This is a genomic window from Ramlibacter sp. (assembly GCF_035655895.1).
Taxonomy (GTDB): domain Bacteria; phylum Pseudomonadota; class Gammaproteobacteria; order Burkholderiales; family Burkholderiaceae_C; genus Ramlibacter.
Map to the genome: position 1 here is coordinate 271,274 of NZ_DASRTN010000006.1, position 18,884 is coordinate 290,157.

The following is an 18,884-nucleotide window of genomic DNA, read 5'->3' on the forward strand; positions in this document are numbered from 1 at the left end:
TTGCCCGACAATTCCCCCGATGAGCACCTTCATCGAGGCGGCGCAGACCGCCCTGCAACTCGTGGCCGGCGCCGAGCCTGCGCTGCTGGCCATCGTCGGTCGCTCGCTCGCCGTCAGCGCCACCGCCTGCGTCTTCGGCTGCGTGCTGGGCTGCGCGTTCGGCGCCTGGCTCGGGGTGGCGCGCTTCGCCGGCCGTGGCGCGATCCTGGCCGTGCTGCACACGCTGCTCGCGATCCCCTCGGTGGTGGTCGGCCTGGTGGTGTACCTGCTGCTCTCCCGCAGCGGGCCGCTGGGCAGCCTGGGGTGGCTGTTCACCTTCCAGGCGATGGTGCTGGCGCAGGCGGTGCTGGTGCTGCCGGTGGCCGCGGCGCTGACGCGGCAGCTGGTCGACGATGCGAACCTGGCGCATGGCGAGCAGCTGGCGTCGCTGGGCGCCGGGCCGGGTCTGCGCAGCCTGCTGCTCGCATGGGACGAGCGCTACGCGATGCTGACGGTGCTGATCGCCTGCTTCGGGCGCGCGATCGCGGAGGTGGGCGCCGTCATGATCGTCGGCGGCAACATCGACGGCTTCACCCGGGTGATGACCACCGCGATCGCGCTGGAGACCAGCAAGGGCGATCTTCCGCTGGCGGTCGCCCTCGGGGCCGTCCTCCTGGCCATCGTGCTGGCCCTCAACACGGTCATCGCGCTGCTGCGCCGCTGGCGGCTCGCGCAGGCCGCCACGCCGGCCGCACTGCGGGAGGTCGGCGCGTGAGGCCCCTGCTGCAACTGGAATCGGCCGACGTCGCCATCGACGGCCGCACCCTCCTGCACGCCGTCGACCTGCGCGTGGAGCGTGGCGAGCGGCTGGCCCTCATCGGTGCCAACGGCAGTGGCAAGAGCACGCTGCTGAGGACGCTGCATGGGCTGCTGCCCCCTGCCGCGGGCCGGCTGGCGCGTGACCCTGGCGCGCGGCAGGCCATGGTGTTCCAGCGTCCGTTCCTGCTGCGCACGACCGTGCAGCGAAACCTCGCGCTCGGCCTCTGGCTGGCTGGCGTGCCGTGGCGCCAGTGCGCGGGCCGTGCCACAGCGGCGCTCGCCCGTGTCGGGTTGGACGGCATCGGCCAGCGCAACGCACGCCACCTGTCCGCCGGCCAGCAGCAGCGGGTGGCGCTGGCGCGCGCCTGGAGCCTGCAACCGGACCTGCTCTTCCTGGACGAGCCGACCGCCAACCTCGACCCCCCGGCCAAGCGCGAGGTCGAGGCGGTGATGGCCGAATTCGCGGCTGCCGGCATGACGCTCGTCTTTGCGAGCCACAACCTGGGCCAGGTGAAGCGACTGGCCACCCGCGTGGCCTATGTCGAACGCGGCCGGGTCCTGGCCGATCTGCCCGTGCGTGATTTTTTCGACCATTCGAAATTGGCATCCGTGTCGCGCGAAGCAGACCTCTTCGTGCAAGGTGAGGCAGGCTGAGTAGCTGGCGCGAATTGAGTCGTGAACTGCTTCACGGGCAGAACTGTCGCAGTCTGGGAACAACGACCAGCGATTCGCAACCGCCCGTAACAGACTAGGGCGAATCCCAATGTTTCGCAGCGTTGGTTACGCCCGGCAACAGGATTTGTTCACTGCAGGCCGACCATCGCCCTCGTTGATTCGAGAGGACTGGATGACGCGTGACGTGATCGGAACCGGGTGGCCGCGCTGGCAGGCGATTGCCGCGACCGCCCTGGTGGCAGGGCTGGCTGCCTGCGGCGGTGGAGGCGGGGGCAACCCCACCTCGCTGGGCAGCAGCGGGACCTTGCGCCTGGCGCTGACCGATGCACCCAGCTGCGGCTACGACAACGTGTTCATCACCGTCGAGCGCGTCCGCGTGAACCAGAATGCGGCGGCCGGCGACAACGATGGCGGATGGCGCGACATCGTGCTCGACACGCCCCGGCGCATCGACCTGCTCAACCTGACCAACGGCGTGCTCGAGGAGCTTGGCCAGACCACGCTGCCGACCGGCCAGTACAACCAGATCCGCCTGGTGCTGGCGGAGAACACCGCCTCGCAGCCGCGCGCCAATGCCGTCAAGCCGACCACCGGCGTCGAAGTGCCGCTGAACACGCCGAGCGGGCAGAGCAGCGGCCTGAAGCTGCAGGCGCGCTTCGACGTGCAATCCGGCCAGACCGCCGACCTCGTGCTCGACTTCGACGCCTGCCGCTCCGTCGTGCCGGCGGGGTCTTCGGGCAATTACAACCTCAAGCCGGTGGTGCGCGTGATGGAGCGGGTGAGCTCGGGCATCGCCGGCTTCGTCGGCACCGCGCTGGCTGCCCAGGCGGCGCCGGCCACGACGCTGGTCACGGCGCAGCAGGGTGGGGTGGTGGTGCGGTCCACCGTGCCGGACACCAGCGGCCGCTTCAACCTCGCTTTCCTGCCGGCGGGCAGCTACGACGTGGTGGTGACCTCGACCAATTTCGGCACGGCCGTCGTGACCGGCGTGCCGGTGACGACGAGCACCACGACCCTGAACGCGACCAGCTCGGCGATCACGCCCGCAGCCTCCACGATGGCCACCGTCTCCGGCACCGCGACCGCCTCGGGCACGCCGGTCGCCGATGCCACGGTGCGCGTCACCCAGACGCTCGCCAGCGGCACCGCCGTGGAGATCGTGTCGCTGCCGGTGAATGCGGCGACCGGCGGCTATTCGCTGGCCCTGCCGCAAGGCGGGCCGATCCGGGCGAGCTATGTCGCGGGCGGCGCCCTGGCCTTCGGTGCGCCGGAGACGGCCGCCGCCGGGCAGTACCGCGTGGAAGCCACGGCCCCGGGCCGCACCACCGCGTCGTCGACGGCGAACGTGGCGGGCACCGCCAGCCAGACCCTCAATCTGACCTTCGCACCTTGACGAAGGCATCTGCTCAGGGACCCTCGGCCGCCTTCGGGCGGCCTTTTTTTTCGCCCGGCCGGATGCCGGCGGCCGGGGCGCGCACCGGCAGGGCGGGCGCACCGGCCGACCGATAATCGGTTTTTCCCAGGAGGTGTCCATGCCTGAAGCCTTTCTCGTCGCCGCCGTCCGCACGGCCGCCGGCCGCCGCAACGGACGCCTGTCCGGCTGGCACCCGGCCGACCTGGCTGCCGAGGTGCTGGATGCGCTGCTCGATCGCACGGGGATCGACCCGGCGGCGGTCGAGGACGTCGTCATGGGGTGCGTCAGCCAGGTGGGCGAGCAGTCCACCAACATCGCCCGCAACGCGGTCCTCGCGTCGCGCCTGCCCGAGTCGGTGCCGGCCACCTCGGTCGACCGCCAGTGCGGCTCGTCCCAGCAGGCGCTCCACTTCGCCACCCAGGCCGTGATGGCCGGCAGCATGGATTGCGTCATCGCCGCGGGCGTCGAGAGCATGTCGCGCGTGCCCATGTTCACGTCCAGCGAGTTGCCGCGCCGGAACGGGCTGGGCTTCTACATGAGCCCGCGGATCCAGCAGCGCTACCCCGGCATCGAATTCAGCCAGTTCATGGGCGCCGAGATGATCGCGCGCAAGTACGGGCTCACCAAGGACCAGCTGGACGCCTACGCGCTCGAGAGCCACCGGCGTGCCATCGCCGCGACGCAGGCCGGTCGTTTCGGGCGCGAGCTCCTGCCGGTGCGCGCCTGGAAGGCGGGGGAGGAGCCCGGCGACGCGCTGCACACGGTGGACGAAGGCATCCGCTTCGACGCATCGCCCGAGGGCATCGCCGGGGTGAAGCTGCTGCAGGCCGACGGCGTGATCACCGCCGCCAGCGCCAGCCAGATCGCCGACGGCGCCGCTGGCGTGATGGTGGTGAGCGAGCGTGCGCTCAAGACCTTCGGCCTCAAGCCGCTGGCGCGCATCCACCACCTGTCGGTGCTCGGCCACGACCCGGTGGTGATGCTCGAGGCGCCGATCCCCGCGACCCAGCGCGCCCTGAAGAAGGCCGGCCTGACGGTCGACGACATCGATGCGTTCGAGGTCAACGAGGCGTTCGCGCCGGTGCCGCTGGCCTGGCTGCAGGTGACCGGCGCCGACCCGGCTCGCCTGAACGTGAACGGCGGCGCCATCGCACTCGGCCACCCGCTGGGCGCCTCGGGGGCCAAGCTCATGACCACGCTGCTGAACGTGCTGGAGCAGCGCAACGGCCGCTGGGGACTGCAGACCATGTGCGAAGGCGGCGGCATGGCCAACGTCACGATCGTCGAGGCGCTTCGCTGAGCTGCCGCTCGCGAACGGGCCGGCAAACCGCGTCGGTCGGGGGCGGCCGCGTGGCCCGCAACAGAAAAGCCGGGCGTCGCCCGGCTTTGTTCATGTCAGCCGAGGGCCGCGCCTTCTCGATCACACCGTCCACCAGTTGCCCGAGGCCACCAGCATCGGAATCAGCTGCAGCTCGGACTCGTAGTAGCTCACGACGAAGTTGTTGGCGTTGTAGGTCCAGAGCGAGTTGAGGTAGGCCTGGTGGGCCGGGTCGACCATTGCGCCGCACAGCTGCGGGCCGACCATGCCCTTGGACGTCCAGTCCGGGTAGGTCCGGGAAACCGCCACGCCGTCCAGGTGGTAGCCGGTCGCGGTGCGCGCCGGATCGCTGCCCGTGTCGGACTTGAAGAACGCCATCATCTTGTTCACCACGTTCTTCCAGCGCACGTCGCCGGACAGGACGTAGTCGGTGCCCCAGCGCCACGGGTTGCGCTGGGCGTTGGCGTAGTAGTACATCTCCGTCGCCACGCCATCGCCCATGAAGCCGGGCGAAGGGACCGGCGCGCTGGTGTTGGTCTGCACGATGAAGTCGGGCATCAGGCCGGCCGAGGGCGAGTACACCGTCTGCATGCGGTTGATCAGCCAGTAGCAGCGGTCGATCACCGTGGTGCTCCAGTAGCTGTCGCCGGTCGCCTTCGCGAACGCGCGGAAGTGGCCGATCATGTAGTCGGACGTGCGGCTCACGTCCGGCGTGCCCAGGCCCTTGGTGGTGCCGTCGGGCTTCATGTTCCACGCCTTCATGGCGTTGATGGTGTTGATGCCTTCCTGCTTGTAGTTCCAGCTGCCGCCGGAGCCCCACTGCTTGTCGGCCATCAGCAGCGCCAACGCGATGTCCAGGTCCCCGTCCATCGCGTTCCAGCCACCGCCGGCGGCATCGGTCGAGGAGCCGTTGGCGGTCAGGCGCCAGTCCATCAGGTAGCGGCCGTGCGTCGGGATGCTGTACGCCGGGCGGGCACGCACGGTGGTCAGCAGCGCGTCGAAGAGGGCGCGGGCGTTCGGGTCGTGCCCGGCCATGACGACGGCCAGCAGCATCGCGTAGCCCATGCCTTCGGACACGGTGATGTAGCTGCTGGTGAAGCGCAGCGCCTTGCCGCCGGGGACCGTCGGCACGTCGACGATGCCGTTGGCCTTCCACCGGTCGTAGGCGGAGCGGATCACCGCGTCCATCGAGGCGTTGCTGGCGTTGTTGGGCAGGATGCCGGCGACATAGGGGGTCAACCGCGAGCCGAACGGATAGCCGATGCCGGGAACGTTGCTGGTCGGCTGCTCCGGCTGCTGGGGTTGGGGCGCCGGAGCGTCCGTCGACGGCGTGGAAGGCGTGCCGGTGCTGCCGCCGAGGTTGGCCGAGTTGCGCGCGAGCTCGGCGGACGACACGGCCGTCCCGGCGTCGCCGGCGACGGCGGCATCGCTGCCGCCACCGCCGCCGCCACAGCCGGTCACCGCCGCTGCCACCACTGCCGAACCCGAATGAAGAAAGATGCGCCGTTTCATGCTCAACCACATGTAGAAGCCCGACGTTGCGGACCGGCCGCAACCCCAGCTGTTGGACAAAGCGCTGGGGCAGGACCGCTGCGCGTCGTTCACTCGCGGCCGCGTCGCGGCCGGTGATCGGCGGGCGCCAACCTCAGCAGGAGGCGCGAATGTAGTAGGAGATGTCCGACAGCCATGTCATCCGGAAGAGGACAGAAGTAACCAAAAGCGGGGTTCGTTTGCGTCCAACCTGCGCTGCGCGCAAGTTCATGCTCGGCCATGAAAGGGCAGGATGCCCACGGAACGTGGCAACGCGGCCGCGCGCTGCATATGGCTGAGCCAACCACTTCGCACCGTTGGTCAACCGCCCACGTTCGGATGTGAAAAAGGCCCAGGTCGTCGAGCGGCCTTATCCTGCTGCACAACTTACTTTTGGACGCGAACTCCCAGCACGGCCGGGCGGCGTGTCGGCGTGTGGCGACGCCCCCGCACTGCCAGCGTGCAGGGCATCTATCGCAGCTGTCCTACAAACCGGGATCGGTCTGGCGCGTTGACTGGAGTACCGGCTGTTTCGGCCGCGTTCAACACCCAACCAAGGAGATTCCTCTGATGAACAAGACCCTCGTCGCACTCTCGGCCGCCCTGTGCATGGGCCTGGCCGGCACCGCCATGGCCCAGTCCAGCGGCGGCAGCACCGGCTCCACCGGTGGCGCCTCCAGCAGCACCACGAGCCCCTCCACCAGCGGCTCCGGCAGCATGTCCGGCGGCAGCAGCATGTCGGGCGGCAGCACGGGCGGCGCGAGCGCCTCTGCCGGTGGCGACGCCAAGTCGATGAAGAAGCAGGCCGATGCCGACTACAAGGCCGCCAAGGCCAAGTGCAAGCCCATGAAGGGCGACGAGCAGAAGGCCTGCATGAAGGACGCCAAGGCGGCGCACGAGAAGGCCGGAGCCGACATCAAGCGCGCGCAGGCCGACGCCAAGGCCGCCAAGAAGTCGAGCTCCTGAGCCGGCTGGCCAGTCAAAAGGGCCCGGGTCGTCACCGACCCGGGCCCTTTTTTTTCGGCCCGCGTGCCCGCCAGCGGGCATCCGCCTCGCGGCTCAACGCCGCAGTTCGTTCTTGTTCTGGATGATGCGACCCACCAGGCCGTAGTCGATCGCTTCCTCGGCCGACAGCCAGCGGTCGCGCTCGATGTCCACCAGCACGCTGTCCAGCGGCTTGCCGGTCTCGCGGGCGATGGTCTGGGCGATGCGTTCGCGCGCCTTGATGATCTCGCGCGCATGGATCGCGATGTCGCTGGCCGGGCCACCTGCGCCACCGCTGGGCTGGTGGATCAGGAAGCGGGTGTTCGGCAGGCAGAAGCGCCGGTCGCGCGGCACCGCCAGATACAGGTGGGTGGCGGCGCTCCCGACCCAGCCGGTGCCGATCATGTTCACCGGCGCGCCGATGAACCGGATGATGTCGTGGATCGCATCGCCCGATTCGAGGTGGCCGCCGGGCGAGCTGACCAGCATGTCGATCGGCTTGTCGGACTCGGCGTCCAGTGCGATCAGGCGGCGGGCGATGTCCGCGGCCGAGCGGTCGCTGACCTCGCCGAACAGCAGCACCGTCCGCGACTTGAAGGCCTTCTCCTCGAGAAAGGCGTTGCGCGGTTCCGCGGTCGAAGGCGCCGCGCTCGGTTCGTCGTGGGGGGTTTCCATGGAAATGGCTCCTTGATTACGCAGGGCGACATCATGCACCGGTCGGTGCCTCATCCGCGGCGCGAGGTCCGGATGGCCTTGACGGCAGCAGCCGGAAGGCCGGGGGACGCAGCGCCGGCGGTGCTCGCCCCGGCTGGCGCGCGCGCTGCAGCGGTGTCGCCTGCGCCGCGACCGGTCGCGACCCCTTCCGGCTGGACCTCGACGTAGATCCGGCAGATCCGCGGGTACTGCCGGCGGATGCGCTCTTCCGCCCGCTGGACCGCGGCGGCCAGCTCGCGCGCCGGCATGTCCGGGCGGACAGTCACCGTGGTGGTGATCAGCACGTCCTCGGGGCCGATGTACATCGACAGCACCGGCCCGACCTCGCGGGCCTGCGCCTCCTCGGCCAGGATGCGGCGGATCGCGTCGGCCGTGTCGGGCTGCACGCCTTCGCCGACCAGCAGGCCGCGCGATTCGCGGATCAGCAGCACCGCCACCCCGGCCAGCAGCAGCCCGATCACGATCGAGGCCGCGCCATCCAGGCTGGGCATGTCCAGCCGGTGGCTGAGGAACACGCCGGTCGCCGCGATCGCCAGGCCGGCCAGCGCGGCCGAGTCCTCGGCCAGCACGGTGTAGGTGGCCGGGTCCTTGCTGCGCCGCAAGGCCTGCCACACCGGCGTGGCACCCCGCTGGCGCGAGAACTCGCGCCACGCGATGGAGAAACTGATGCCCTCGAACACGGCGGCAGCCGCGAGCACCACGTAGTTCCAGAACGGATCGCCGCTCGCCACCGGACGGCGCAGGTGGACGATGCCCTCGTAGACGGAGACGCCGCCGCCCAGCCCGAAGATCAGCACCCCGACGATGAGGCTCCAGAAGTACAGCTCCTTGCCATGCCCGAACGGATGCCGCGGGCTGGGCGGCCGCGCGCTGCGGTGCATGCCCACCAGCAGCAGCGCACCGTTGCCGGTATCCACCAGCGAGTGCACGCCTTCGGACAGCATGGCCGAACTGCCGGTGACCCCGGCAACGGCGAACTTGGTGACGGCAATCGCCAGGTTGGCGGCGATGGCGCCGTAGACGGCGGTCCTGGATTCGGCCAAGCGGGTGCTCCCGGCGGTGCACGCCGCCAGTGCAACATCCTAGGAAGCCGTGGCGGCCGGCGTTACGGTGCGCGCGCCGACCCGCTGTCGGACGCGTCCGCGGTGGAGCGGGACGGCCGGCGTGGCCCGTCAGCGGCCGGTGCGCCCCGACAACGAGGCGATCGCCGCGGTCAGCTCGGCCGGCTCGATCGGCTTGGCGATGTGCAGCTGGAACCCGGCCAGCAGCGCCTTGCGGCGGTCCTCGGCGCGGGCGAAGGCCGTGAGCGCGATGGCCGGCACCCGCGAGGTGCGCTCCTCGTCCTCCAGCCGCCGCACCTGGCCCATGAGGGTGTACCCGTCCTCGTCCGGCATGCCGACATCGCTGACCAGGATGTCGGGCCGCCGCTGCCCGAACTCGCGCAAGGCCTCGGCTGCCGATCCGGCCAGCCGCACGCGGGCGCCCGCGTCGAGCAGCACCCGCTGCATCAGCTCGCGCGCGTCGGCCTCGTCGTCCACCAGCAGCACGTCGACGCCGGACAGGTCCACCGCTTCGGGCTCGCGGGCGGGCTGGCGCGGGCCGCTCAGGCCACGGTCGGACGCGCGCTCGGCGGGCGCCTGCACCGGCGCCAGCGGCAGCGTGACGGTGAAGCGGCTGCCGTGGCCGCGTCCCGGGCTCTCGGCCAGCACCCGGCCCCCGTGCAGCTCCACCAGGTGCTTGACGATGGACAGCCCCAGGCCCAGGCCGCTGTGCCGCCGCGTGGTCGAGCCGTCGCCCTGGCGCAGCCGGTCGAAGACAAACGGCAGGAAGTTCGCGTCGATGCCTTCGCCGGTGTCGGCCACCGTGAGCACCAGCGTCTGGCCCGCGCGCTCCAGCCGCACTTCCACCCGGCCGTCCTGCGGCGTGAACTTGATGGCGTTGGTGAGCAGGTTCCACACCACCTGCTGCAGCCGCGTGGCGTCGCCCATCACCGGGGCGGCCTGCATGTCGAGGGTGCGCAGCAGCCGCACGCCCTTGATGTCGGCGGCGGGCGCCACCGACTCGATGGCGGCGTCGATGACCGGCACCAGCTCGACCGGCTGCGCTTCCAGGCGCAGGTTGCCGGAGACGATCTTGGAGACGTCCAGCAGGTCTTCGATGATGCGCACCTGCACCTTCACGTTGCGCTCGATGACCTGCATGCCCTTGGCCACCGACTCCACCTTGTCGGGCGAGCGCTGCAGCACGTGGGTCCAGCCCAGGATGGCGTTGAGCGGCGTGCGCAGCTCGTGCGAGAGGGTGGAGAGGAATTCGTCCTTGAGCCGGTCCGCGCGTTCGGCGTCCGAGCGCGCGGCCTTCTCCGCCGCCAGCGCGGCCTGCAGTGCCTGCGCGTGCTGGCGCACTTCCTGGCGGGCGCGCACCACCGCGAGCCCGGAGCGGATGGCCGCCGGCAGCAGCACGTAGTGGTGCGCGCGCTTGACGATGTAGTCGTGCAGGCCCTCGCGCATGGCCTGGGCGCAGACCTCCTCGCTGCCGGTGTTGGTGAACATCACCACCGGGACGTCGGGGAAACGGCCGCGCACCTCGCGCAGCACGTCCAGCCCGGTGCTCCAGAGCAGCTGGTAGTCGGTGACCACGGCGTCGAACCCGCCGGCCGCGAACGCCGCCTCCAGCGTGGCAGCGTCCGGGATCTCGCGCAGGCCGGCTGAAGGGAATTCGGCACGCAGCGCACGCACCACCAGCGCCCGGTCGTCCGGGTTGTCGTCGATCACCAGCACCAGGCGCGGATCCATCATCAGCCCTCCGTCGATGGCGCCTGGTTCAGGCGCATCCAGTACAGGTCCAGCGTGCGGACGAGGTCCAGCAGGTCGTCGAAATTCACCGGCTTGACCAGGAAGGAGTTCGCACCGAGCTCATAGGCGCGGCGCAGGTCGGTGTTCTCGCGCGAGCTGGTCAGCACCACCACCGTCAGGCCCAGCAGCGATGGCTGCGCGCGCAGCCAAGCCAGCACCTCCAGGCCGGAGCGGCGCGGCAGCTTCAGATCCAGCAGCACCAGCCGCGGCAGGGGATGGCGCGAGCGGTCCGCCCAGGGCCCGCTGCCCTCGAGGTACCCGACCGCGCTGTCGCCGTCGTCGACCACGGCCAGCGTCGTGCGCACGCCGGCGCGGCGGAACGCGCGCTGGATCAGCACGACGTCGTCGCTGTTGTCCTCCACCAGCAGGATCCGGTCGGAATCGCTCATGCGGCACCTTGCGTGGAGGCGGGCAGCTCCACCCAGAACGTGCTGCCCTGGCCCGGCGCCGACTGCACGCCGCAGGTGCCGCCCATGCGCTCGCAGCCCTTGCGCACGATGGCCAGCCCGACACCGGTGCCGGCGTAGGCCTCCTGGCCGTGCAGGCGCTCGAACACGCGGAAGATCCGCTCCTGGTGCTCCGGCCGGATCCCGATGCCGTTGTCCTGCACCTCCACGCGCACGCGGGCATCGCGCGCGTGGGCCAGCACGCGCACGCGCGGCGCCTGCCCTGGCGGGACGAACTTCAACGCATTGCCCAGCAGGTTGCTCAGGACCTGCAACAGCACGGTCGGATGGGCCCGGACGGCCGGCAGCGGCTCCTGCACCTCCACCGACGCGTGCCGGCGGCGCACCTCGACGTCCAGTTGCTGCAGCGCCTCGCGCACCGCCAGCGCCAGGCTCGCGTCGCGCAGCTGCAGCTCCTCCCGCGAGAGGCGGCCGTACTCGAGCAGGTCCTGGATCAGCGACTCCATGCGCCGCGCGGCGCCCATGATGCGGTCGAGGTAGTCTCGTCCCTGCGCATCCAGCTTCTCGGCATAGTCCTCGTGCACGGCCTGTGCGAAGCCCTGCAGGCCCCGCAACGGCGCGCGCAGATCGTGCGAGACGGTGTAGCTGAAGGCTTCCAGTTCCTGGTTGGCCTCGGACAGCTGGCGCGTGCGTTCCTGCACCCGTTCCTCCAGCTGCGCGTTCAGCCGCTGGATCTCCTCGCGCGTGTTCTTCAGCTCCGTCACGTCGGTGGCCACCCCGCCCACCGCGTACACCTCCCCGCGCTCGTTGCGCAGCGGGAACTTGCTGGAGAGATACGTGACGTGCCGGCCCTGCACCAGCCCGCTCTCCTCCAGGAGCACCGGCTCGCTGCCCTCCAGGGCACGGCGGTCGCCCGCCGCCAGCTGGGCTGCGATGTCGGGGCCGAACACCTGTTCGTCGGTGACGCCGTCCGCCTGCTCGCGCGACAGCCCCAGCATCTGGCGCCACGCCCGGTTGCTGAGGAAGTAGCGGCCGTGCAGGTCCTTGGCGAACACCAGCGCGGGGGAGCCGTCGACGATGGCCTGCACGAGCGCCTGCGACTGGCGCAGCGCGAGCTCGGCCTGGCGGCGGTCGTGGATGTCGGTGACCGTGCCGACCCACTGCACGATGGCGCCCGCCTCGTCGCGCTGGGGGGTGGCGCGCGCGTTGACAAGCCGCCAGGCACCGTCGTGGCGTCGCAGGCGGAACTCGCTCTCGTGCGGCTGGCCGCGGCCCATCGGATCCTCGACGGCCTGCAGGAAATGCGCGCGGTCGTCCGGGTGGATCAGCGACAGCCAGCGCTCGAAGTTCCAGCCGTCGCTGCGCACCCCGGTGAATGCCGTCCAGTGGCTGCTGAAGTAGGTGGGGACCAGGCCCGGCGTGGCCGTCCACACCATGTGGGGCAGGGCTTCGGCCAGCGTGCGGTAGCGCGCTTCGCTCTCCCGCAGCGACAGCTCGGCCAGCTTGCGGTCGGTGATGTCGTAGTGGATCGCGATGTAGCGCTCCGGCTGGCCCGCGCCGTCGAGCAGCGGCACGACCGTGGTGTCGGTCCAGAACGCGCGGCCGTTGCGCGCATGGCTGCGCACCTCGCCGCGCCAGGTGCGGCCTTCACGCGCGGCCTCGTAGAAGGCCGGCTCCAGCGCCGGCAGCACCACCCGGTGGTGCTGCCCGACCAGCTGATCGCGTGGAAAGCCACTGAGGTGCACGTACGCATCGTTGACCCGCAGCAGCCGGCCCTGCGGATCGGACACCGCGACGATGGCCGCCCGGTCGACCGCCTGCTCGAGGAATTCCAGATCGCGGCGCGCCGCCTCGCTGGCCGCCAGCGCGCTGCGGATGTGCGCGGCCGAGCTCTGCGAGCTGGCGTAGACCGTGGCCAGCAGCGCGAGCAGCAGGCCCGTGCTCACGCCCGCGCTCGCGGCGCTGCGTGCCTGCACGGTGTCCACCGCCTCCATGCGCAGCCGCAGGAGACGCTCCTCCTCCGAGCGCATCGCGTCGATCTCCAGCCGCAGCTCGTCCATCAGGCGCTTGCCGCCGCCGGCGACCATCAGCGCGCGCGCGCCGGGCAGGTCCCCCACGTCCATCCGCCCGATGGCCTCCCGCGTGACCTTCAACTTGGCGGCCACCAGGTCGTGCAGGCGCGGCAGGCGGGCCTGCTGCGTCGGGTTGTCGGCGGTCAACCGCTGCAAGGCCTGCAGGCTGCCGGGCAGCACGCGGTCGGCGTCGCGGTAGGGCGCCAGGTACGCGGGGTCGGCAGTCAGCATGTAGCCGCGCTGGCTGGTCTCGGCGTCCTTGAGCAGCGACAGCACCTCCTCCAGGCGGGTCTGCACCTCGCGCGTGTGCGCCACCCAGCTCGTGGCTTCCGCGATCGCACTGGACGACCAGAACGCGCTGAGGCCCGTGGTGAGGGCGGCCAGCGCCGCCAGCAGGAAGGAGATGGCGACCGACGAGGGGCCGAAGGACAGCTGCACACACCGACGATAGGCGCCGCCCGGGCGCCGCCGAGTCGGACCACGCCCGCGTTGCGTTTCGTTGCGAACCGGACCCGGCCCGCGCCGGCTCAGGCGCCGGCGACCCAGCGTTCGCGCAGCTGGCGCTTGAGCACCTTGCCGATGTCGCTGCGGGGCAGCTCGTCGAGAAAGCGCAGGCCGGCCAGCCGCTGCGTCTTGCCAAGCCGCTCGTTGGCCCAGGCGCGCAGCGCCTCGGGCGCGGGCGCGTCCGCTGCCGGCACCACGAACGCGACCGGCGATTCGCCCCATTCGGGCGACGGCACGCCGACCACGGCCACGTCGGCCACGCCGGGGTGGCCGCGCAGCACGGCTTCCAGGTCGCTCGGGTAGATGTTGAAGCCGCCGCTGATCACCATGTCCTTGCGGCGGTCCATCAGCACCAGGAAGCCGTCCTCGTCGAAGCGGCCCACGTCGCCGGTGCGGATGAAGCGGCGGCCTTCGGGGTCGTACCACTCGGCCTCGCGCGTCTTGGCCGGCTGCCCGTGGTAGGCGGTCATCATGGAGGGCGAGCGGCCGACCACCTCGCCGGTCTCGCCGCGCGGCACCTCGCGTCCGTCCTCGTCGATCAGGCGGATGTCGTGGCCTTCGGCCGGCTTGCCGACGGTGTGCAGCTTGTGGGGGAAGTCGTGTGCGGCCAGCGTGCAGGTGCCCCCGCCCTCGGTCATGCCGTAGTACTCGAGCAGCCCGCCGGGCCAGCGCCGCAGGATGTCGGCCTTGAGCGCGGCCGAGAACGGCGCGCTGGTGCAGAACTTCATCACGAAGGACGACAGGTCGGTGCGGTCGAAGTCGGGGTGCGCCATCAGTCGCTGGTACTGCACCGGCACCAGCATGGTGTGGGTGGCACGCTCGCGCGCTGCCAGCGCCAGGTACGCGCCGGCGTCGAACCGGCCCTCGGTCAGCACCACCGTGCCGCCGCGCGAGAGCGCGGGGAAGAAGCTCACCAGGGTGGTGTTGGAGCACAGCGAGGTGGCCAGCAGCGCGACCGAGTCCGTCCCGTAGCGCCCGGCCTCGGCCCGCGCCACGTGCGCCCACCGCATCGCATGCGGCTGCACGATGCCCTTGGGCGTGCCGGTCGTGCCCGACGAATAGATGATGTTGAATGGCCATTCCGGCTGCACCGCCACCGGCTGCGGGCGGCTGCCTTCGGCGGCCAGCCACTCGTGCAGCGCACGGTGGCCGGGGCTGCCGTCCAGCGCGATGCGCGGGCAGGCAATGGCGAGCGGCGGCACGGTGGCATCGGCCAGCAGCAGCCGCGCGCCGCTGTCGGCCACCATGCCGGCGAGCTGCTCCGGCGTGGCGCCCGTGGGCAGCGGTGCGACGGCGACGCCGGCCCGCACCGCGCCGAGGAACACGACGGCGTAGTCGATGCTGTTGGCACCGCTGATCGCGACCGTCTGCGTGGGCTGCACGCCGTCGCGCTGCAGGGCGGCCGCGACGCGGTCGGCGAGGCGGTCCATGTCGCCCCAGGACAGGCGGCGCGCCCCCTGGACGAGCGCGGTGTGCTGCGGCCGCGCGGCTGCATGCTCGCGCAGCAGGTCGGCGATGGGGCGGAAGGGAGGCAGGGAAGTGGTCATGGCAGTCGGGACTGGGGCGGGCGGCGGGATCCGCGGCGCCGCGGCGGGTGGCTGGGGGCGGCGGACGAGGGCTGTGCCGGGCAGATGGACATCGCGTGTGCCGGGCATTCTGCCGTGCGGGCCAGCCGACCGTGCCAGCGGGGCCGTACGCGCGTCGTGCGGGCGACAGCGACGGGAGGCTGCCGCCCGGGGCTGCGGGGGCGTGGGCCGGCGGATCCGGGCGCTGGCGGCCGTGCGGTGGGCAGCCGGCGCTGAGAAGGACGCCGGGAGCCGACCGCGCCGGCGACGCCGCCGCCGGTTGCGGTTCAGAGGTTCGCGAGCATCTCGCCGGTCACCAGCACGACCCCGTTGGGCGAGCGGTGGAAGCGCCGGGCGTCCTCTTCCGGGTCCTCCCCGATCACCGTGCCGTCGGGCAGGTCGCAGCCGCGGTCGATCACCACCTTGGTCAGCCGGCAGCCGCGGCCGATGGTGCAGCCCGGCAGGATGACCGTCTCGCGGATCTTGCAGCACGAGTGGACCCGCACGCTGGAGAACAGGACTGCCATGGTGAGGTCGGAACCCGAGACGATGCAGCCGCCGGAGGCCAGCACGTTGGCGATCTCGCCGTGCCGCCCGCCTTCGTCGGGCACGAACTTGGCCGGGGGCAACTGTTCCTGGTAGGTCCAGATCGGCCAGTCGCGGTCGTAGATGTTCAGCTCGGGCATGTTCGACGCGAGGTCCAGGTTGGCGGCCCAGAACGCATCGACCGTGCCGACGTCGCGCCAGTACGGCGCATGCCGGGTCGCGGCCGGCACGCTGGACATGCCCAGCGGGTGGGCGATCGCCTGGCCCTCGCGCACCAGGCGAGGAATGATGTCCTTGCCGAAGTCGCGCTGCGAGGCGGGGTCGGCGAAATCCTCCTCGAGGAGGCGGTACAGGTACTCGGCGTCGAAGACGTAGATGCCCATGCTGCCCAGCGCGCGGTCGGGCTTGCCGGGCATGCCGGGCGGGTCGGCCGGCTTCTCCAGGAACTCGGTGATGCGGCGCTTCTCGTCGATCGCCATCACGCCCAGGGCGGTGGCCTCCATGCGCGGCACCTCGATGCAGCCGACGGTGCACTTGCTGCCGCTCTCGACGTGGTCGAGCAGCATCAGCGAGTAGTCCATCTTGTAGATGTGGTCGCCGGCCAGCACCAGGATGTACTCGGGCGCGTAGGACCGCAGGATGTCGATGTTCTGGTAGATCGCGTCGGCGGTGCCGCGGTACCAGTCGGCCTCGTTCACGCGCTGCTGCGCCGGCAGCAGGTCGATGAATTCGTCCGCTTCGCCGCGCAGGAAGTTCCAGCCGCGCTGCAGGTGCCGCAGCAGCGAGTGCGACTTGTACTGCGTGAGCACGCCGATGCGCCGGATGCCGGAGTTGATGCAGTTGGACAGCGCGAAGTCGATGATGCGGAACTTGCCGCCGAAGTAGACGGCCGGCTTGGCCCGGCGGTCGGTGAGTTCGTGCAGGCGCGACCCGCGGCCGCCGGCGAGCACCAGGCCGACGGTCCGCTTGGGCAACTGGCGCGCCAGACTCAGCTGTTCCGCGGTGCGCGGGTCGCTGACGGCCGTGTTGCCGAGCAGGTGGGCGAATGCGAGATCTTCCTTGGCCATGATGGAGCGACAGTTGCAGAGGCACACCGACTGTCGCGCGCCTGCGGTCGCGTCGGTGTAGGCCTGGGCCGCGATCCCTCGCCCGCGCGGCACCGTGCGGGTTGTGAGCTCAGCCACAGGACGTAAGCCGTGCTGCACGGTGCTGCATGGGAGATCTGCCCATTTCGCCCTTTGGTCGACGGATGGGCTTGCGGGCAGGGAGCGATGGCTGGCTCATCCGCTTACAAACCGGCCGCAGCTGGCGCGGCCGTCCGGGATGTTGTCGAGCTAGCATGCGCGTCCTGTCGAGTTCCGCTGCACACCGTGACCCCTGCTTGTCCCACTTCATTGCGATGGTTCGAGGCCCTGCGCCTGGCGGGAGGCGAGGGCGTGGGCAGCGGCGGCACGGGCGCGGCGCACTGAGCGTCAGGGCCGCCCCGGCGGGGTGCTCCGCCGCGATGGGCAAAATGCGGCCATGAAGATCGCCAAAGACACCGTCGTCACCCTGCAGTTCAAGGTCTCCGACCCGCAGGGCCGCCTGCTCCACGACAACAAGGAGCCGCAGGTCTACCTGCACGGCGGCTACGCCAACACCCTGCCCAAGATCGAGGAGGCGCTGGAAGGCCGCCAGGTCGGCGACCAGGTCACCCTGACGCTGCAGCCGCAGGACGCCTTCGGCCTGCGCGACGAGAGCCTGGTGCGCACCATCCCCAAGAGCGAGTTCCCGCCCGGCGTGAAGGTGGGCGGTCAGCTCGAGGGCATGACCGATGCGGGGCAGCCGCACGTGTTCAACGTGGTCAAGATCAAGGGCGACACGGTGCACCTGGACGGCAACCACGCCCTGGCCGGCAAGGAGGTTCGCTTCCTGCTGAAGGTCACGGGCGTGCGCCCGGCCACCGGCGAGGAGATCGCGCACCGCCACGTGCACGGCGAGCACGGCCACCACCACTGAGCTGCCGGCCATGAAGTTCCGCATGGCACCGAACTCGGTGTTCGCGATCCTGCTGCGCTCGCCCTGGTGGATCAGCCTGCTGCTGGCCGCTGCCGTCGCCGCGGCCGCGCAGGCCCTGCTGCCGGCCGAGGTGCGCAACGTGGGCAGCGCCGCCGGCCTGCCGTTCCTGGGGGTCGCGGGCGTGGCGCTCTGGCGCCAGTGGCGCGCCCCGGGCGCGGGCGAGGTGCAGGCGGTGCTGGCGCGCGTGGCGGCCCTGGGGTGGGCCGACTTCGAGCGCGAGCTGCGCGACGCCTTCGCGCGCGGGGGCCATGCGGTGCAGGCGGCCAGCGGTGGCGCCGACCTGCTGCTGGAGCGCCAGGGCCGGCGCACGCTGGTGGCCGCGCGGCGCTGGAAAGCTGCCCGGCCGGGGGAAGAGGCCCTGCAGGCGCTGCATGCCAGCATGGCCCGACAGGACGTCGAGCGCGGCCTGTTCGTCACGCTGGGCGAGCCCAGCCCGCAGGCCGGCCGCTTCGCGGCCGCGCACGGGATCGAGCTGGTGCGTGGCGACGCGCTGGTGCGGCTGCTGCGGCGCTGAGCGGTCGCTACGGTCGGCGACGCGTCCGACTTGCACGTAGGACCGGCGAGTCGTTGCAACTTGTCGCGCCTGGGCGCTCGTCGGCTTGCAGATCATGGCGGCTTCTCCATACCACCAACAAGGAAGGTCCTCCATGCTCCAGGTTTCCACCGGCCGCCGGCTCGCGCTCGCCGGCCTTGCCGCCTCGCTGCTTCCGCTGCGCGAAGCCGTCGCCCAGACCGCCGCCTCGGGCGGCGACTGGTTCGCCATGATCCAGAAGCACCACGCACTGGTGGCCGCCAGCCTGGAGAAGCTGCTGGCGAGCGACAAGTCGACCTACCTGGCGCGCGAGCAGCTGGTGCGGATGATCGGCTACCAGCTGACGGCGCATTCGGTCGCCGAGGAGAACGTCATCTATCCGGCCATCGCCATGGCCGGCATGACCACCGACTCGGACAAGCTCTACCTCGACCAGGCCCACGCCAAGGTGATGAACGCGCAGCTGGAGATGCAGGCGCGCCTGAAGGACAAGGGCAACTGGAAGGAAGCCGCCCGCACGCTGCAGGACGCCGTGCTCAAGCATGCCAAGGAGGACGAGGAGGGCCGCCTCTACCCCCAGCTGCGTTCCAAGCTCTCGGCCGCCGAGAACGCCCTGCTGACCGCCGGCTACCAGCGCGAGTTCAGCTCGGTGAAGCTGACACGGGCCGCGACGTGAGTTGAACGCCGGCCGCCGCGCCTGCGCCGCGGCCGGTTCCACCGCGGCACTGGTGCCGCATCGCGGCACCTGGTTGCCGGCCGGGGGGTGTGGCGGTTCCTGCCCGTGGGCATGCAGCGCCGCCGCGCCCGTCTCCGACGGCGGCGTGACCGGCGCGGCAGCGCAGCCCGCTGACATCCGCCAACAAAGAAAAACCAGCTTCCGGGCAGATCCGCGTTTACGCCGCGGCTGGAATTGCC

General features: G+C 71.2%; 16 protein-coding genes. 8 read left to right on the forward strand and 8 right to left on the reverse strand.

Annotated features, from left to right (window positions below; genetic code table 11):
* The first annotated feature begins 19 nt into the window (after positions 1-19).
* From VFE82_RS04440 to VFE82_RS04455, 4 genes are all read left to right on the forward strand, one after another.
* Positions 20-754, forward strand: coding sequence for an ABC transporter permease (locus tag VFE82_RS04440; RefSeq protein ID WP_324999032.1), 735 nt, complete (start codon positions 20-22; stop codon positions 752-754).
* Positions 751-1,452 (forward strand): ATP-binding cassette domain-containing protein, encoded by a 702-nt coding sequence (locus VFE82_RS04445; protein WP_414708722.1) that lies wholly within the window; start codon positions 751-753, stop codon positions 1,450-1,452. Before VFE82_RS04440 ends, VFE82_RS04445 begins: the two co-directional genes overlap by 4 nt.
* 193 nt (positions 1,453-1,645) lie before the next feature.
* The gene (locus tag VFE82_RS04450; RefSeq protein WP_324999033.1) at positions 1,646-2,866 is read left to right on the forward strand and encodes a DUF4382 domain-containing protein; all 1,221 of its coding nucleotides are present in this window, start codon (positions 1,646-1,648) and stop codon (positions 2,864-2,866) included.
* 139 nt (positions 2,867-3,005) lie between these two features.
* Positions 3,006-4,187, forward strand: coding sequence for an acetyl-CoA C-acetyltransferase (locus VFE82_RS04455; protein ID WP_324999034.1), 1,182 nt, complete (start codon positions 3,006-3,008; stop codon positions 4,185-4,187).
* Between the two features lie 120 nt (positions 4,188-4,307).
* Here VFE82_RS04455 and VFE82_RS04460 read toward each other — a convergent pair whose 3' ends face one another.
* Complete coding sequence (locus tag VFE82_RS04460) at positions 4,308-5,717, reverse strand: glycosyl hydrolase family 8 (protein WP_324999035.1); 1,410 nt, start codon at positions 5,715-5,717, stop codon at positions 4,308-4,310.
* Positions 5,718-6,305: 588 nt separating this feature from the next.
* On the opposite strand from VFE82_RS04460, the gene VFE82_RS04465 reads away from it, so the two are divergent.
* Positions 6,306-6,701 (forward strand): hypothetical protein, encoded by a 396-nt coding sequence (locus tag VFE82_RS04465; protein ID WP_324999036.1) that lies wholly within the window; start codon positions 6,306-6,308, stop codon positions 6,699-6,701.
* Positions 6,702-6,794: 93 nt separating this feature from the next.
* Here the strand turns inward: VFE82_RS04465 and VFE82_RS04470 are convergent, their stop codons facing one another.
* The 7 genes from VFE82_RS04470 to glgC all read right to left on the reverse strand — a co-directional run bounded on the left by VFE82_RS04470 (position 6,795) and on the right by glgC (position 16,446).
* A complete protein-coding gene (locus tag VFE82_RS04470) occupies positions 6,795-7,394 on the reverse strand; it encodes an ATP-dependent Clp protease proteolytic subunit (protein ID WP_324999037.1) in 600 nt (199 codons plus the stop codon).
* A gap of 50 nt (positions 7,395-7,444) precedes the next feature.
* Positions 7,445-8,476: a cation diffusion facilitator family transporter gene (locus VFE82_RS04475; protein ID WP_324999038.1), complete on the reverse strand. Its 1,032-nt coding sequence runs from the start codon at positions 8,474-8,476 to the stop codon at positions 7,445-7,447.
* A gap of 129 nt (positions 8,477-8,605) precedes the next feature.
* Positions 8,606-10,228, reverse strand: a complete 1,623-nt coding sequence (locus VFE82_RS04480; protein WP_324999039.1) for an ATP-binding response regulator — start codon at positions 10,226-10,228, stop codon at positions 8,606-8,608.
* On the reverse strand, positions 10,228-10,674 hold the full coding sequence (locus VFE82_RS04485; protein WP_324999040.1) for a response regulator: 447 nt from the start codon (positions 10,672-10,674) through the stop codon (positions 10,228-10,230). Before VFE82_RS04485 ends, VFE82_RS04480 begins: the two co-directional genes overlap by 1 nt.
* On the reverse strand, positions 10,671-13,202 hold the full coding sequence (locus VFE82_RS04490) for a PAS domain S-box protein (RefSeq protein ID WP_324999041.1): 2,532 nt from the start codon (positions 13,200-13,202) through the stop codon (positions 10,671-10,673). The genes VFE82_RS04485 and VFE82_RS04490 overlap by 4 nt, the downstream gene beginning before the upstream one ends.
* Before the next feature lie 89 nt (positions 13,203-13,291).
* Positions 13,292-14,815: a class I adenylate-forming enzyme family protein gene (locus VFE82_RS04495; RefSeq protein WP_324999042.1), complete on the reverse strand. Its 1,524-nt coding sequence runs from the start codon at positions 14,813-14,815 to the stop codon at positions 13,292-13,294.
* Positions 14,816-15,120: 305 nt separating this feature from the next.
* Positions 15,121-16,446 carry a glucose-1-phosphate adenylyltransferase gene (gene glgC, locus VFE82_RS04500; RefSeq protein WP_324999043.1) on the reverse strand — a complete coding sequence of 442 codons (1,326 nt, stop codon included), beginning with the start codon at positions 16,444-16,446 and terminating at the stop codon, positions 15,121-15,123.
* Positions 16,447-16,900: 454 nt separating this feature from the next.
* On the opposite strand from glgC, the gene VFE82_RS04505 reads away from it, so the two are divergent.
* The 3 genes from VFE82_RS04505 to VFE82_RS04515 all read left to right on the forward strand — a co-directional run bounded on the left by VFE82_RS04505 (position 16,901) and on the right by VFE82_RS04515 (position 18,645).
* Complete coding sequence (locus VFE82_RS04505) at positions 16,901-17,377, forward strand: peptidylprolyl isomerase (RefSeq protein WP_324999045.1); 477 nt, start codon at positions 16,901-16,903, stop codon at positions 17,375-17,377.
* Positions 17,378-17,387: 10 nt separating this feature from the next.
* Positions 17,388-17,951, forward strand: coding sequence for a restriction endonuclease (locus tag VFE82_RS04510; RefSeq protein WP_324999046.1), 564 nt, complete (start codon positions 17,388-17,390; stop codon positions 17,949-17,951).
* Positions 17,952-18,084: 133 nt separating this feature from the next.
* On the forward strand, positions 18,085-18,645 hold the full coding sequence (locus tag VFE82_RS04515; RefSeq protein WP_324999048.1) for a hemerythrin domain-containing protein: 561 nt from the start codon (positions 18,085-18,087) through the stop codon (positions 18,643-18,645).
* The last annotated feature ends 239 nt before the right edge of the window (positions 18,646-18,884 follow it).